The organism is Streptomyces sp. NPDC042336 (genome assembly GCF_055581985.1).
On sequence record NZ_JBVJEA010000008.1, the window covers coordinates 223588 to 238666 of the forward strand.

General features: G+C 72.2%; 13 protein-coding genes. 7 read left to right on the plus strand and 6 right to left on the minus strand.

Annotation, left to right across the window (positions count from 1 at the left end; translation table 11 throughout):
• Nucleotides 1-15 precede the first annotated feature (15 nt).
• From ACZ6IM_RS19665 to ACZ6IM_RS19675, 3 genes are all read right to left on the minus strand, one after another.
• Nucleotides 16-273 (minus strand): hypothetical protein, encoded by a 258-nt coding sequence (locus tag ACZ6IM_RS19665; RefSeq protein ID WP_052839858.1) that lies wholly within the window; start codon nt 271-273, stop codon nt 16-18.
• 94 nt (nt 274-367) lie between these two features.
• Nucleotides 368-874: a sigma factor-like helix-turn-helix DNA-binding protein gene (locus ACZ6IM_RS19670; protein ID WP_052839658.1), complete on the minus strand. Its 507-nt coding sequence runs from the start codon at nt 872-874 to the stop codon at nt 368-370.
• 123 nt (nt 875-997) lie between these two features.
• The gene (locus ACZ6IM_RS19675; RefSeq protein ID WP_469557926.1) at nt 998-1504 is read right to left on the minus strand and encodes a MarR family winged helix-turn-helix transcriptional regulator; all 507 of its coding nucleotides are present in this window, start codon (nt 1502-1504) and stop codon (nt 998-1000) included.
• 163 nt (nt 1505-1667) lie between these two features.
• Between ACZ6IM_RS19675 and ilvA the strand changes: the two genes are divergently transcribed.
• The 3 genes from ilvA to ACZ6IM_RS19690 all read left to right on the plus strand — a co-directional run bounded on the left by ilvA (nt 1668) and on the right by ACZ6IM_RS19690 (nt 4930).
• Nucleotides 1668-2897: a threonine ammonia-lyase gene (ilvA, locus tag ACZ6IM_RS19680; protein ID WP_469557773.1), complete on the plus strand. Its 1230-nt coding sequence runs from the start codon at nt 1668-1670 to the stop codon at nt 2895-2897.
• Nucleotides 2898-3068: 171 nt separating this feature from the next.
• Nucleotides 3069-4076, plus strand: a complete 1008-nt coding sequence (locus ACZ6IM_RS19685; RefSeq protein WP_469557774.1) for an ATP-binding cassette domain-containing protein — start codon at nt 3069-3071, stop codon at nt 4074-4076.
• Nucleotides 4073-4930: an ABC transporter permease gene (locus tag ACZ6IM_RS19690; protein WP_052839655.1), complete on the plus strand. Its 858-nt coding sequence runs from the start codon at nt 4073-4075 to the stop codon at nt 4928-4930. The genes ACZ6IM_RS19685 and ACZ6IM_RS19690 overlap by 4 nt, the downstream gene beginning before the upstream one ends.
• A 100-nt stretch (nt 4931-5030) precedes the next feature.
• Here ACZ6IM_RS19690 and greA read toward each other — a convergent pair whose 3' ends face one another.
• Together greA and ACZ6IM_RS19700 are read right to left on the minus strand one after the other, a co-directional pair.
• Nucleotides 5031-5528 (minus strand): transcription elongation factor GreA, encoded by a 498-nt coding sequence (greA, locus tag ACZ6IM_RS19695; RefSeq protein ID WP_052839654.1) that lies wholly within the window; start codon nt 5526-5528, stop codon nt 5031-5033.
• Between the two features lie 180 nt (nt 5529-5708).
• Nucleotides 5709-6107, minus strand: a complete 399-nt coding sequence (locus ACZ6IM_RS19700) for a DUF4307 domain-containing protein (RefSeq protein ID WP_030145698.1) — start codon at nt 6105-6107, stop codon at nt 5709-5711.
• A gap of 129 nt (nt 6108-6236) precedes the next feature.
• Here ACZ6IM_RS19700 and mca point away from each other — a divergent pair, with 129 nt between their 5' ends.
• Together mca and ACZ6IM_RS19710 are read left to right on the plus strand one after the other, a co-directional pair.
• Nucleotides 6237-7118 (plus strand): mycothiol conjugate amidase Mca, encoded by an 882-nt coding sequence (mca, locus tag ACZ6IM_RS19705; RefSeq protein WP_469557777.1) that lies wholly within the window; start codon nt 6237-6239, stop codon nt 7116-7118.
• Nucleotides 7111-7347: a hypothetical protein gene (locus ACZ6IM_RS19710; RefSeq protein ID WP_052839652.1), complete on the plus strand. Its 237-nt coding sequence runs from the start codon at nt 7111-7113 to the stop codon at nt 7345-7347. The genes mca and ACZ6IM_RS19710 overlap by 8 nt, the downstream gene beginning before the upstream one ends.
• A gap of 21 nt (nt 7348-7368) precedes the next feature.
• Here the strand turns inward: ACZ6IM_RS19710 and ACZ6IM_RS19715 are convergent, their stop codons facing one another.
• A complete protein-coding gene (locus ACZ6IM_RS19715) occupies nt 7369-10602 on the minus strand; it encodes a tetratricopeptide repeat protein (RefSeq protein ID WP_469557780.1) in 3234 nt (1077 codons plus the stop codon).
• A 550-nt stretch (nt 10603-11152) separates the two neighbouring features.
• Between ACZ6IM_RS19715 and ACZ6IM_RS19720 the strand changes: the two genes are divergently transcribed.
• On the plus strand, nt 11153-12664 hold the full coding sequence (locus ACZ6IM_RS19720; RefSeq protein WP_469557782.1) for a xanthine dehydrogenase small subunit: 1512 nt from the start codon (nt 11153-11155) through the stop codon (nt 12662-12664).
• Nucleotides 12661-15078, plus strand: a complete 2418-nt coding sequence (gene xdhB / locus ACZ6IM_RS19725; protein WP_052839649.1) for a xanthine dehydrogenase molybdopterin binding subunit — start codon at nt 12661-12663, stop codon at nt 15076-15078. Before ACZ6IM_RS19720 ends, xdhB begins: the two co-directional genes overlap by 4 nt.
• The last annotated feature ends 1 nt before the right edge of the window (nt 15079 follow it).

Consider the following 15079-nt stretch of genomic DNA (forward strand, 5'->3'; position numbering starts at 1 on the left):
GGACCCGGGAGAGGCTCACCAGCCCTCCCAGCCGGTCACGGGTGGGGTCGTCTCCGAGGGCGGCTCCACCCACGGCTGCGCGGTCAGCGCCCACACCGTGAACGCCACGGCCGCGGCGCCCAGCAGCAGCCACATCAGGCGGCGGGCTGCGGTCCTGCGGCGCAGCATGCGGCCGCCTCGGCGGACGGCCTCCGCACAGAGGCCGGGAGGTACCCGCGGCGGCGACTGCTCCATGATCTGCCGCGCGGCGGCCTCCCGCCGGGGACGGTTCACCGGCACCTCCCGGTCCGCCACGCGCGCGTGCCGGTCGTCGTACCGGCCGCCGGGCAGGTCGCCGTACGGCTGCTCCGGACGCTCGCCGGGCCCGTCACGGCGTCGCCGCCTTCGCTTCGGCCGTCACCGGCCGGGCCGGTGCGGGCGGCGGGCGCAGCAGGGCGGCCGTCGCACGGTCGCAGACCGTCCGTACCCGTTCCACGGGCAGGCCCAGCAGCGCCGCCGTCTGTTCCTCGGCGACGCCTTCGAACAGCCTGAGCACCAGGACCAGGCGTTCCTGCGGGGCGAGCGGGCCCAGGGGACCCGCGGCCCGCCGGCGGGCCCGGCCGAGAACGCCGTACCGGTGCCAGGCCTCACGGGCGAAACGCGTGGCCAGGTACCTGCGGGTGCGGTCGTACGGGTCCTCCCCGTGCAGCCGGTCCCAGTACGCGTACGTGTGGGCCAGACTCAGGGCCAGCAGGCGCCGCGCGCGCGGGTTGGCGTCCGGGACCTCGGCGGTGAGCAGGGTCGCGGCGTGCAGCAGCCGCCCTGCCGCGCCCGCGACGAACGCCTCGAACTCGCGGGCCCGGCGGGCGTTCCGGGACGCATGCCGCTCTCGCACCGCGCCTCCCGCCCAGCCGGCGACGACCCCTGCGGTCTCATATCAGGCCAGGGGCGGCCCGCCGGTCAAGGGTTCGGTGCGAACCACGCCCCGGAAAGCCCCGGAAAGCGCGTGAGGGGTCGGTCAGGAATCGGCCGACGCGTCCGTGGACGCCACGCCGGAAGGGGCCATACGGGCGGACAGGGCGCCGTTGAAGCGGGCGAGGAGCGCGCAGAACGCCTCGCGCTCCTGAGGCGCCCAGTCGTGGGTCAGTTCGGCCATGAGCTGACGCCGGGAGGAGCGGACGTCCTCCAGCCGCGCCACGCCGCGCGGCGACAGCTGCAGGACCACCGCGCGTCCGTCCTCGGGGTGGGAGGTCCGCTTGACGAGTCCGGTGTCGACGAGCGGGGCCACCTGCCGGGTGACCGTCGAGGAGTCGATCCCCATGCTCGCGGCGAGCGCCTTCACGCCCATCGGGCCCTCTTTGTCGAGGCGGTTGAGCAGCAGGTAGGCGGCGCGGTCCATGGAGTTGCGCACCTGTCCCACCCCGCCGAGCCGGGTCTGTTCGGCGCGTCGGGCGAAGAGCGCGACCTCGTGCTGGAGCGTCTCGAGAAGACCGGTGTCACCGGCGGTCGTCATGTCCATCGACATTTCAGGTGTTGTGGGCATGGCCGGGGGCTCACTTCGTGGAGGGCTGCTAATTGGGGGACAGGGTACGCGGCCGGGCGGCAGGGCGTACCGGCGCTGGGCAAAGCAGGTCTCGGAGGTTGGTCACAACGGCGCACGGCGCCCGTGAACTGCGATGCTGGAGGCTATGAGCTACAGCACAGCGCCCCGCGTCGCTCCCGTCACCCTCGACGACGTGCGCGGAGCCCAGAAGATGCTCTCGGGCGTGGCGCGGGTGACGGCGATGGAGGGCAGCAGGCACCTGTCCCAGCTGGTCGGCTCCCCGGTGCACTTCAAGTGCGAGAACCTCCAGCGGACCGGCTCGTTCAAGCTGCGTGGCGCCTACGTGCGGATTGCCGGGCTGCTGCCCGAGCAGCGCGCCGCGGGTGTGGTCGCGGCGAGCGCGGGCAACCACGCGCAGGGCGTCGCGCTGGCCTCGGCGCTGCTCGGTGTGCGCTCGACGGTGTTCATGCCGCAGGGGGCGCCGCTGCCGAAGATCAGCGCGACCCGGGAGTACGGTGCCGAGGTGCGGCTGCACGGCCAGGTGGTGGACGAGACGCTGGCCGCCGCGCAGGAGTACGCGGAGCGGACCGGCGCGGTCTTCATCCACCCCTTCGACCACCCCGACGTCATCGCGGGCCAGGGCACGGTCGGGCTGGAGATCCTGGAGCAGTGCCCCGAGGTGCGGACCGTCGTGGTCGGCATCGGCGGGGGCGGGCTGGCGGCCGGGATCGCGGTCGCGGTGAAGGCGCTGCGGCCGGACGTGCGGATCGTCGGCGTGCAGGCGGAGGGCGCCGCCGCCTACCCGCCTTCGCTGGCCGCGGGACGCCCGGTCGCCGTCGAGCACCCGGCGACGATGGCCGACGGGATCAAGGTGGGGCGGCCCGGCGACGTGCCGTTCGGGATCGTCGGCGAGCTGGTGGACGAGGTCCGCACGGTCTCCGAGGACGAGCTGTCGACCGCTCTGCTGCTGTGTCTGGAGCGGGCCAAGCTGGTCGTGGAACCGGCCGGGGCGAGCCCGGTGGCGGCGCTGCTGAGCGCGCCGGACGCCTTCGAGGGGCCGGTCGTGGCGGTCCTGTCCGGCGGCAACGTGGACCCGGTGCTGATGCAGGGCGTGCTGCGGCACGGCATGGCCGCGCAGGGCCGCTACCTGGCGGTCCGGCTGCGGCTGACGGACCGGCCCGGGGCCCTGGCCACGCTTCTCGGGGTGTTGTCAGTGGTCGACGCTAACGTCCTCGACGTGAGCCACGTCCGAACCCATCCGCGGCTCGGGCTCACGGAGGCGGAGGTCGAGCTGCACCTGGAGACGAAGGGTCCGGAGCACTGTGCCGAGGTCGGCCGGGCGCTGGGGGAAGCGGGGTACACCGTCATCGCCTGAGCCCGGGCAGGAGGCCGGCAGCCGCTTCGTCCCTCGCTTGTCACTCGTTCGAGCAACTGCATTGTGAGACGCGATACATCGCGTTATGGTGTGTCGTAAATCGCTCGCTGAGCGCGACGAAAAGTACAAACCTAGGCTTTCCGAAGAATCCCCGACGACGTGGAGACTCATATGCCAGGCGCCATCTATGCCGAAGGTTTGGTGAAGACCTTCGGTGACGTAAGGGCTCTGGACGGCGTCGACCTCGACGTTCCCGAGGGCACGGTCCTGGGCCTGCTCGGGCCGAACGGCGCGGGCAAGACCACCGCCGTCCGCTGCCTCACGACCCTGCTGCGCCCCGACAGCGGCAAGGCGGTCGTCGCGGGCATCGACGTCCTCAGGCAGCCCAACGAGGTACGGCGCTCCATCGGCCTCTCCGGCCAGTTCGCCGCGGTCGACGAATACCTGACCGGCCGGGAGAACCTGCAGATGGTCGGGCAGCTCTACCAGATGAAGGGCAAGGCCGCGAAGGCCCGCGCCGCCGAGCTGCTCGACCAGTTCCATCTCTCGGACGCCGCCGACCGTCCCACCAAGACCTACTCGGGAGGCATGCGCCGCCGGCTCGACCTGGCGGCGGCCCTGGTCGTCTCCCCGCCCGTCATGTTCATGGACGAACCCACGACCGGCCTCGACCCCCGCAACCGCCAGGAGCTGTGGGAGGTCATCAAGCAGCTGGTCGCCGGCGGTACGACCCTGCTGCTGACCACGCAGTACCTGGAGGAGGCCGACCACCTCGCGCACGACATCGCGGTCGTCGACCACGGCCGCGTCATCGCCCGCGGCACCTCCGACCAGCTCAAGGCCCGCACCGGGGGAGAGCGCGTCGAGGTCGTCGTCCACGATCGCGACCACATGGCGACCGCCTCCGAGGTGCTGGCCGGATTCGGCAAGGGTTCGACCACCGTGGAGGAGCACACCCGCAAGCTGACCGTCCCCGTCACCGGCGGCGCGAAGCTGCTCGCCGAGGTCATCCGCGAGCTCGACGTCCGCGGCATCGAGATCGACGACATCGGCCTGCGCCGCCCGACCCTCGACGACGTCTTCCTCTCCCTCACCGGCCACGTGGCCGAGGTGGCGGACGAGGCGAACGGCTCGGCGGACGACGCCGGCCACGAGCAGGAGAAGGAGGCCGCCAAGTGAGCGCCGCCACCGACGCGGCGCCGGTCACGGCGCCCACCAACGCCATCGGCCAGTCCGTCCGGGACTCGCTGGTCATCGCCCGCAGAAACCTCATCCGGATGACCCGGATCCCCGAGATGGTCCTGTTCGGGGTCATCCAGCCGGTGATGTTCGTGGTCCTCTTCACGTACGTCTTCGGTGGCTCGATGAAGATCGGCAACACCACCGACCCGGACGTCTACAAGGACTTCCTGATGGCCGGCATCTTCGCCCAGACCGTCACCTTCGCCACCGCGGGATCGGCGGCCGGCATCGCCGACGACATGCAGAAGGGACTCGTCGACCGTTTCCGCTCGCTGCCGATGGCCCGGGGCGCGGTCCTCACCGGCCGCACCGTCGCCGACCTCGTGCAGACGGCCATCACCCTGCTCGTCCTCGCGATAGTCGCTCTGATCGTGGGCTGGCGGACCGGCTCCGCCGACCCGACCAGCGCCGGCGAGGTCCTGGCCGGATTCGGGCTGCTGCTGCTCCTGGGATACGCCTTCACCTGGATCGGCGCGCTGATCGGTCTGTCCGTGCGCACCCCGGAGGCGGCGACCTCGGGCGGGATCATCTGGCTGTTCCCGGTGACGTTCGTCTCGAACGCCTTCGTGGACTCCAGCCAGATGACGCCCTGGCTCCGGCACATCGCCGAGTGGAACCCGTTCAGCGCCACGGTGCAGGCCTGCCGCGAGCTGTTCGGCAACCCCGGCGTGGTGCAGTCCGACGCCTGGCCCATGCAGCACCCCGTCTGGGCCTCGGTGATCTGGTCCGTCCTGATCATCGCGGTCTTCCGGACGCTGGCGGTGCGCAAGTACCGCTCGGCGGCCACCTGACCACCGGACGAAGGAACGACGCGACGAGCCCCCGGCGTCACGGGGACGCCGGGGGCTCGGTCACGTCGGACGGCCGGCCGCGGCCGGTCGGCGAAGCGGGTCAGCCGTTGTACGGCTCGGCCTTGAGGATCTTCACCGAGGCCGGCTTGCCGTTGGGCAGCTCGTACTGCGCGTCGTCGCCGACCTTGTGGCCGATGACGCCCGAGCCGAGCGGGGACTGCGGAGAGTAGGTCTCGATGTCCGAGCTCGCGTACTCGCGCGAGGCGAGCAGGAAGGTCAGCGTGTCGTCCTCGTCACCGTCGAAGGCGATCGTGACGACCATGCCGGGGGCCACCACGCCGTCGGCGGCCGGGGCCTCACCCACCTTGGCGCTCTCCAGCAGCTGGGTCAGCTGGCGCACGCGGAGCTCCTGCTTGCCCTGCTCCTCCTTCGCCGCGTGGTACCCGCCGTTCTCACGCAGGTCCCCCTCCTCGCGAGCCGCGGCGATCTTGGCAGAGATCTCGGTGCGCGCAGGACCAGTAAGGTATTCAAGCTCCTCCTTGAGCTTGTTGTACGCCTCCTGGGTCAGCCAGGTGACGTTCTCGCTGGTCTGGGTCACGGGTGCTCCTCGTTGGTACTGGGAATACAAATCAACGCCCTACCCAGAAGGATGTTCCTTCACGGAAGGGCGAAACCACGAGCCTAACAATTCAGTGGCCAAAGGGGGAGGACATAAGCCACCAGATTCATGTCCCCGCAGGTCAGGCAGCCTGTATTGGCGCCAGTGGGCCCCGCCGGATCACTCCGGGTGGCAGCCGAGCAGCTCGGCGGACGTCCCCGCCGCCTTGGTGCGCAGGGTGACGACCTTGTCGATGCGGGTGTCGTCCCCGGCGAAGCGGAAGTCGGCCCGGCCCACCTCGTCGCCGTCCTCGGCCTGGGAGCGCACCGTGCAGTAGCCGGTGACGCCGGCGTCCTTGCGGACCTCCAGGTGCACCTGCACCGAGTCCTCGGCGAGCTCGAAGCCGATCAGCTCGCCGCTGATCTTGTTCTGGCCGACATAGTGGTAGCCGAACCAGCCGATCAGGGCGAGGAGGAGGGCACCGAGCACGGCGCCGACGACCTTGAGTGTGCGGTCGGCCTGCTCGTCCGAGGAGCGGCCGTAGCGACCCTGAGGCGTCCGCGTGCTCGCCGTACTCATGATCGTCCTCTCCGCGGGAGCGGGTCCGGTTGCCGGGCCCCGGAATTATTCCGCTCCCGATTCGGTCACTATAGAAGCCGCCGATTGCGCCGCTGTACGCCGGGGCGCCGACTGACCGAGGATTGAGTCTTGACTGACCAGCTGCGACTGATGGCCGTTCACGCCCACCCCGACGACGAGTCGAGCAAGGGCGCGGCCACCATGGCGAAGTACGTGTCCGAGGGGGTGGACGTGCTGGTGGTGACCTGCACGGGCGGGGAACGCGGCTCCATCCTCAACCCCAAGCTCCAGGGGGACGCGTACATCGAGGAGAACATCCACGAGGTGCGCAGGAAGGAGATGGACGAGGCCCGGGAGATCCTGGGCGTCGGGCAGGAGTGGCTCGGCTTCGTCGATTCCGGGCTTCCCGAGGGCGACCCGCTGCCGCCGCTGCCGGAGGGCTGCTTCGCCCTGGAGGACGTCGACAAGGCGGCCGGTGAGCTGGTGCGGAAGATCCGCTCCTTCCGGCCCCAGGTGATCACCACCTACGACGAGAACGGCGGCTACCCGCACCCCGACCACATCATGACCCACAAGATCACGATGGTGGCCTTCGAGGGCGCGGCCGACACCGAGAAGTACCCGGAGGCCGAGTACGGAGCGGCGTACCAGCCGCTGAAGGTGTACTACAACCAGGGCTTCAACCGGCCCCGCACCGAGGCACTGCACAACGCGCTGCTGGAGCGCGGCCTGGAGTCGCCCTACCACGACTGGCTCAAGCGCTGGTCGGAGTTCGAGCGCAAGGAGCGCACCCTCACCACCCACGTGCCCTGCGCGGACTTCTTCGAGACCCGCGACAAGGCGCTGATCGCGCATGCCACGCAGATCGACCCCGACGGGGGCTGGTTCCGGGTGCCGATGGAGATCCAGAAGGAGGTCTGGCCCACCGAGGAGTACGAGCTGGCGAAGTCCCTCGTGGAAACCTCCCTCCCCGAGGACGACCTCTTCGCAGGCATCCGGGACAATGCCTGACATGAGTGCAAGCGCAAGCCTGGCAATGACGCACCTCGTCACTCTCGCCGAGCTGGACGAGGACAAGGTCACCCCCGGCGTCCTCGGGTTCATCGTGTTCGCGGTGATGGCTCTGGCGGTGTGGGGACTGATGAAGTCCATGAGCCGGCACATGGGCAAGGTGGACTTCAAGGAGGCGGCGGAGCAGGACGCCTCCGGCGGCCCCGAGGCCAAGCCCCAGCGGGGCTGACCCAGGGCGGGCGGCCCGGCCTCAGGCCGTGACCGCCACGCCCATCACCTCCCTCGCCTGGCGGCCCGGGACCATGCCCAGGCGCCAGGCCTGCCAGCCCGCCTCCAGTTGCACGCCGCGCTCCAGGAGCAGCTGGTAGGCATCCACGTAGTCGTCCAGCTTGGCGTCGCGGGCCCGGTGGCGGGCGCGGGACAGCTGGGCCAGCTCCTCCTGCGCCACCGCCGTACCGACCTCCACCCCGCCGGGAGCGGCGTACGGCAGCAGCGTGCAGCGCAGGAAGCGGGCCCAGTCCTCGCCCCGCCGGTCGCCGTACCCGGCGAAGAGGGCGGCGGCCTCGTCGCACAGGGCCAGTGCCTGCGGCGTGCGCGCGTTGCCCGCGTCCACGACCGCCAGCTCCAGGCAGGTCCACGCCTCCCCGTGCCCGACGCCGATGCGCTGGAAATCGGCGCGCGCGTCGACCAGGAGCTGCCGGGCGAAGCCCGAGTTGCGCAGGGAACCGGTCTGGGCGGCGCGCTGGTCCCGGGTGACCCGCGCCGAGTGGTGCCGGGCGCAGGCCAGGCCGTACACGTCCCGCATCCGGGAGAACATGGTGCGCGAGCGTTCCAGTGCGCGCACCGACTGGTCCAGGGCGCCCGTCTCCTCCAGTGCCTGGCCCAGGTAGTAGATGCTCCACGCCTTGCCGCGCGCGTCCGCGTTCTCCCGGTGCCGGGTCTCCGCCCGTCGCAGCCCCTCCACCGCCGCGGGCACGTCCCCGTCCACCAGCCGGGCCCGCGCCAGCTGGGTCAGCGCCCAGGCCTCGCCGCGGGCGTCCTGGGTACGGCCGTACAGGTCCAGGGCGACCCGCAGATCCGACTCCGCGCCCGGCACGTCGCCCATCCGCAGGTGCAGCTGGCCGAGCTGGAAGTGGGCCCACGCCTGGCCGTGCACCGACTCGCCCGCCCGGTGCAGCACCAGTGACTCGGTGAGCAGCTCCAGGGCCTCGGCCAGCCGGGCCCGGTCGCGCTGCACCGCCGCCAGCGCGTGCAGCGTCCACGCCCGGTCCGTGGCCAGCTCCGGCGCGGCCTGGAGGTCCAGCGCCTCCCGGAGCTTGGCCGCCGCGTCGGTCAGGTTGCCCTGGTGGTGCAGCGTGATCCCCAGCGAGCACAGGGCCCGCGCCGCCCCGGCGTCGTGATGGGCGTCCCGGTACAGGTCGACCACGGAGGCCAGCGTCGTGCGCGCCTTGTCCAGCTCGCCCAGCTGCCGGGCCGCGATACCGGTGCGCCACTGCACCGAGCGCACCAGCAGCCCCTGGTCCACGGACTGCGCCAGCTCACTGATCTCCCCCAGCCGGTACAGGTCGCCCCGCAGCAGGCAGTAGTCGCACAGCGCGCCCAGCAGGTTCAGCACCGCGCCCTGGTCGACGCCCTCGGCGTGCCTGAGCGTCGCCGTGATGAAGCTCGACTCGTCGTCCAGCCAGCGCAGCGCCTCGTCCAGCGACGTGAAGCCGTACTGCCCGAACTGGTTGGAGCGGGTCGACATGTTGCCGTCGACCAGGCGCAGCACGGAGTCGGCCAGCTCGGCGTAGTTGGCGATCAGCCGTTCCTGCGCGGCCGTCCGGTCGGCGGGCTCCTCCTCGTCGGCGAGCCGGGCGCGGGCGAAGGCGCGTACCACGTCGTGCAGGCGGTAGCGGCTGCCGCGGACGTGGTCGATCAGGCCCGCCCGCGACAGTGCCGTCAGCTGCCGGGTCGCCTCCGCCTCGTCCGTGGCCATCAGCGCGGCGGCGGCCGCGGCTCCCAGCGAGGTGCGCCCCGCGAGCGCCAGCCGGCGCAGCAGCCGACGGGCCTGCTCCGGCTGGTCGGTGTAGCGCAGCCACAGCGCCCGCTCGACCGGCTCCACCGGCCCGTAGGCGCCCAGGTCGGTCGCCAGCGCGCGCGGCGAGCGCGGGCCCAGCGAGGACCCGGCGACCCGCAGCGCCAGCGGCAGCCCGCCGCACAACTGCCGGATCAGCTCGCTCGACTCGGCGTCGTAGGGCCCCGAGGCGTCCTCGGCCGCGGCGCCCAGCAGCTCCTCCGCGCCCGCCGCGTCCAGCTCCTCGACCGGCAGGTCGTACACCCGGGCGGGCAGGTCCGGCGGGAGTCGCAGCGGCTCCCGCGCGGTGACCAGCACCAGGCTGTCCGAGCGCTCCGGCACCAGGGTGCGCACCTGCTCGGGGTCCGAGGCGTCGTCGAGGACGACGGTGACCGGGACGCCCGTCAGATGCTGGTGGTACAGCTCGCTGAGCCGCTTGACCTGCTGGTCCGCCGAGGAGCGCTCCCGGAACAGCAGCTGCTCGCGCGGCGCCCCGAGCCGGTTCAACAGGTGCAGCAGGGCGTCCCGGGTGCTCAGCGGCGCCTCCGAGCCCGCCGAGGAGCCGCCCGCCGCGGACCCGCCCGCCCCGGAGCCGGCCCCGCGCAGATCGACCAGGCAGGCCCCGCGGAAGTAGTCCCGCAGCTCGTGGACGGCCCGGACCGCCAGCGTCGTACGGCCGCTGCCGGGCGCCCCGTGCAGCACCACCACCGTCGGCTTGGTCTCCGTGCTCGCGCGGGCCGCCTGCACCCACTGCCGCAGCCGCGCCATCTCCTGCCGCCGGCCCGCGAACACAGCCTCCGGCTCGGGCAGTTGCCCGAACGACTGCTCCAGCGCGCTGCGTCCGCGGGCGGCCGCGCTCTTGTCGGCGCCCCGCAGCTTCGGCCCGGTCTTGGCCGGCCCGGTGGACGCGGCCAGCATCCGCTGCTGGTCGAGGAAGGGCCGGATGCCGCGCACCTCCAGCGCGGTGAGCCACTGCAACCGCAGCTGCTCGGGCCCGCCGGGCTGGCTGACCGCACCGGCGCGGTGGTGGGCGGCCGGCACATGCACCCCGACCACCTTGACCACCGTCGCCGCCGCGCCGACGACCCCGACCGTCACGCCCGCGCCCACCGCGGTGCCGGTCCCGGTGCCGAGCGCCACGTCGGCCACCACCGCGGCGACCGCCGCCACGGCGGCCACCAGCAGGGGAGTGCCGGCGCCCTCACGGGCGTAGCGCTGGCGGAAGGTGAGCTGTCCGGCCGCGGCCTCGTCGAGGGCGCGGGTGTAGGCCTCGTACTCCTCGCCGGCCGTCCCCGCCATCGCGTCCAGCGCCGCGCGGGCCCGGGAGAGAAGTACGGTCCCGTCCGTGCGTCCGCCCGAGCGCCGTACCTCCTCCTCCACGGCCCGCCTGAGCAGCCCTTCGGCCTCCGCCCGATGACTGTCCCGCATGTCGCGCCCCCTCCGGCGGCATCGGTGTCCTGCCGGGTCGCCCCAGGCGCCCCGGTCGCCCCGGACGTCCCAGGGGCCCTTCCGGCCCATCCCCGGGTCCTTCCCCGGTTATGCGTCGGTCAAGTGTCCTGCCGGGAGGAGACCCTGGGGAGGATCGGTCCGCACCGGCCGGGAAAGTCGACGAATTCCCCTCTTGACCCGGGTGGGCGCAGCCACTAATTTTCGATGGAAGCAGACCCATGACTACCGACAGGAGGCGACCGGCAGATGTGCACCAATTCTGACCTGAGTCGCCTCGCCCGCCGCACGGTGTGGGTTTCGGGTCGGGTCGCACACGGCTGCTGACACGCCGTTCCGCTGTGCCCCCGCGTGGCACATTCCGGGTTCTCCCTCACTTTCACCACTTCACGGCATGCCGTAGTCGCGTGCCGATGTGCGCTCGCACTTCTGCTGCGGCGCGTCCGGACTCAGAAAGCTGCCTGAAATTGGCGAACATGATGAATCGACCTGTCCAGAATCGACCTGTCCCGAGTCGAAATGAAGGTCTGTCATGGTGACGGCACGGATCACGGTCAACGGAAAAGAAGCACCGATCGCACCGGCCGCGCCGCACACCACGGTGCTCGACTTCCTCCGCGAGCGCGGTCTCACCGGCACCAAGGAGGGCTGCGCGGAGGGTGAGTGCGGCGCCTGCTCGGTCCTGGTGGCCCGCCCCGGAGTGAACAAGCCCACCGACTGGGTGCCGGTCAACGCCTGCCTGGTCCCGGTCGCGGCACTCGACGGCCAGGAGGTCGTCACCTCCGAGGGTCTCGCCACGGTCGAGGCACCCGGCACACCGCCCGTCCTGCACCCGGTGCAGGAGGAGATGGCGGTCCGCGGCGGTTCCCAGTGCGGTTACTGCACGCCGGGATTCGTCTGCAGCATGGCGGCCGAGTACTACCGGCCCGACCGCTGCGCGCACGCGGACCAGGAGGCGCACGCCGGCCAGGGCCCGGGCACGGCCGAGGGCGCCGACGACGTCGCCGGTACCGACGCCGAGCACGGTCCGAACGGCTTCGACCTGCACGCGCTCAGCGGCAATCTGTGCCGCTGCACCGGCTACCGGCCCATCCGCGACGCCGCGTTCGCCGTCGGCACGCCCACCGACGAGGACCCGATGGCCCGGCGCCGCGAGCAGGACCCGCCCGCGCCGGTCGCCACCGAGTACCGCCAGGACGGCAGCGCCTTCCTGCGCAGGAGCACCCTGGCCGAGACCCTGCGGCTGCTGCGCGAGCGGCCCGACGCGGTGGTCGTCGCGGGCAGCACCGACTGGGGTGTCGAGGTCAACATCCGTGCCCGCAGGGCGGATTGCGTGATCGCGGTCGACCGGCTGCCCGAACTGCGGGACCTCCGGGTCGAGTCCGACCACGTCGAGATCGGGGCGGCGCTGACGCTCACCGAGATCGAGCGTCGCCTCGACGGCAGCGTCCCGCTGCTGGCGCAGCTGTTCCCGCAGTTCGCGTCCCGGCTGATCCGCAACGGCGCCACCCTCGGCGGCAACCTGGGTACCGGCTCGCCCATCGGCGACAGTCCGCCGGTGCTGCTCGCGCTGGAGGCGTCGCTGGTGCTCGCCGACGCCGACGGCGAGCGCGAGGTCCCGCTGGCCGACTACTTCACCGGCTACCGGCAGAGCGTGCGCCGTCCCGGCGAGCTGATCCGCGCGGTGCGCCTGCCGCTGCCGCTGTCCCCGGTCACCGCCTTCCACAAGATCGCCAAGCGGCGCTTCGACGACATCTCCAGCGTGGCGGTCGCCTTCGCGCTCGACGTCGAGGGCGGGACCGTCCGCAAGGCGCGCATCGGTCTGGGCGGCGTGGCCGCCACGCCGGTCCGCGCGCTCGCCACCGAGGCCGCCCTGGAGGGCAGGCCGTGGACGGCCCGGACCGCCGAGGCCGCGGCCGAGGTGCTGCGGGGCGAGGGCACTCCGATGAGCGACCACCGCGCCAGCGCCGGCTACCGTTCCGCGATGCTCGGCCAGAGCCTGCTGAAGCTGTACGCACAGACCACCGAGGCGGTGCCGTCATGAGCCATCTGTCCGAGCGCCCCGAGAAGCCGGTCGTCGGCGTCTCCATGCCGCACGAGAGTGCCGTCCAGCACGTCACCGGAACCGCGCTGTACACCGACGACCTGGTCCAGCGCACCAAGGACGTGCTGCACGCCTACCCGGTCCAGGTCATGAAGGCCCGCGGCCGGGTCACGGCGGTGCGCACCGGGCCCGCCCTCGCGGTGCCGGGCGTGGTGCGGGTACTGACCGGCGCCGACGTGCCCGGCGTCAACGACGCGGGCATGAAGCACGACGAGCCGCTCTTCCCCGACGAGGTCATGTTCCACGGCCACGCGGTCGCCTGGGTGCTCGGCGAGACGCTGGAGGCGGCCCGGATCGGCGCGGCGGCCGTGGAGGTGGACCTCGAGGAACTGCCCTCGGTCATCACGCTCCAGGACGCCATCGCGGCGGACAGCTACCACGGTGCCCGTCCCGTCATGACGCACGGCGACGTCGACGCGGGCTTCGCCGACTCGGCCCACGTGTTCACCGGCGAGTTCCAGTTCTCCGGCCAGGAGCACTTCTACCTGGAGACGCACGCGGCCCTCGCCCAGGTCGACGAGAACGGGCAGGTGTTCATCCAGAGCAGCACCCAGCACCCGTCCGAGACCCAGGAGATCGTCTCGCACGTGCTCGGGGTGCCCGCCCACGAGGTGACCGTGCAGTGCCTGCGGATGGGCGGCGGCTTCGGCGGCAAGGAGATGCAGCCGCACGGGTTCGCGGCCGTGGCCGCGCTCGGCGCCAAGCTGACCGGCCGGCCGGTGCGGTTCCGGCTCAACCGGACCCAGGACCTCACCATGTCCGGCAAGCGGCACGGGTTCCACGCCACCTGGAGGATCGGCTTCGACGCCGAGGGACGCATCCAGGCCCTGGACGCCACGCTGACCGCGGACGGCGGCTGGAGCCTGGACCTGTCCGAGCCGGTCCTGGCCCGGGCGCTGTGCCACATCGACAACACCTACTGGATCCCCAACGCCCGCGTCGCCGGACGCATCGCCAAGACCAACACGGTCTCCAACACCGCCTTCCGCGGCTTCGGCGGACCGCAGGGCATGCTGGTGATCGAGGACATCCTGGGCCGCTGCGCGCCCCGGCTCGGCCTGGACGCCAAGGAGCTGCGGGAGCGCAACTTCTACCGGCCGGGCCAGGGCCAGACGACCCCCTACGGGCAGCCGGTCACCCAGCCCGAGCGGATCGCCGCCGTCTGGCAACAGGTCCAGGACAACGGCCACATCGCCGACCGCGAGCGCGAGATCGCCGCCTTCAACGCCGCCCACCCGCACACCAAGCGGGCCCTCGCGGTCACCGGGGTGAAGTTCGGCATCTCCTTCAACCTGACCGCCTTCAACCAGGGCGGCGCGCTGGTGCTGATCTACAAGGACGGCTCCGTCCTGATCAACCACGGCGGCACCGAGATGGGCCAGGGCCTGCACACCAAGATGCTCCAGGTGGCCGCGACCACACTGGGCATCCCCCTGCACAAGGTGCGCCTCGCTCCGACCCGGACCGACAAGGTGCCCAACACCTCCGCCACCGCGGCCAGTTCCGGAGCGGACCTCAACGGCGGAGCGGTGAAGAACGCCTGCGAGCAGCTGCGCGAACGGCTGCTGCGGGTGGCCGCGAGCCAACTGGGCTCCAACGCTTCCGACGTGCGCATCGTCGAGGGCGTCGCGCGCACCCTGGGCAGCGACCGGGAGCTGGCCTGGGACGACCTGGTGCGCACCGCGTACTTCCAGCGGGTCCAGCTCTCGGCGGCCGGCTACTACCGGACCGAGGGGCTGCACTGGGACGCCAAGACCTTCCGCGGGTCCCCGTTCAAGTACTTTGCCATCGGCGCCGCCGCGACCGAGGTGGAGGTGGACGGCTTCACCGGCGCGTACCGCATCCGGCGGGTGGACATCGTGCACGACGTCGGCGACAGTCTGTCCCCGCTGATCGACATCGGCCAGGTCGAGGGCGGGTTCGTGCAGGGCGCGGGCTGGCTGACGCTGGAGGACCTGCGCTGGGACACCGGTGACGGCCCCAACCGCGGCCGGCTGCTGACCCAGGCGGCGAGCACGTACAAGCTGCCGAGCTTTTCGGAGATGCCCGAGGAGTTCAACGTCACCCTCCTGGAGAACGCCACCGAGGAGGGCGCGGTGTTCGGCTCCAAGGCGGTGGGCGAGCCTCCGCTGATGCTGGCGTTCTCGGTGCGCGAGGCGTTGCGGCAGGCGGCCGCCGCGTTCGGGCCGAGGGGGACGGCCGTCGAGCTGGCCTCGCCCGCCACGCCGGAGGCGGTGTACTGGGCGATCGAGTCGGCCCGGCAGGGCGGTGCCGCCGGGAACGGCCGCGCCGGCGACGGGGCGGCCGCCGGCGGCGGGGTCCGCACCGGCGTGGAAGCGCTGAGCGGTGCCTGAC

Coding starts and splice junctions, on each gene's coding strand:
- ACZ6IM_RS19675 (WP_469557926.1), bottom strand. CDS start 1,504: ATGTCGATGGACATGACGACCGCCGGTGACACCGGTCTTCTCGAGACG.
- ACZ6IM_RS19685 (WP_469557774.1), top strand. CDS start 3,069: ATGCCAGGCGCCATCTATGCCGAAGGTTTGGTGAAGACCTTCGGTGAC.
- xdhB (WP_052839649.1), top strand. CDS start 12,661: ATGAGCCATCTGTCCGAGCGCCCCGAGAAGCCGGTCGTCGGCGTCTCC.
- ACZ6IM_RS19715 (WP_469557780.1), bottom strand. CDS start 10,602: ATGCGGGACAGTCATCGGGCGGAGGCCGAAGGGCTGCTCAGGCGGGCC.
- ilvA (WP_469557773.1), top strand. CDS start 1,668: ATGAGCTACAGCACAGCGCCCCGCGTCGCTCCCGTCACCCTCGACGAC.
- ACZ6IM_RS19720 (WP_469557782.1), top strand. CDS start 11,153: ATGGTGACGGCACGGATCACGGTCAACGGAAAAGAAGCACCGATCGCA.
- ACZ6IM_RS19710 (WP_052839652.1), top strand. CDS start 7,111: ATGCCTGACATGAGTGCAAGCGCAAGCCTGGCAATGACGCACCTCGTC.
- ACZ6IM_RS19700 (WP_030145698.1), bottom strand. CDS start 6,107: ATGAGTACGGCGAGCACGCGGACGCCTCAGGGTCGCTACGGCCGCTCC.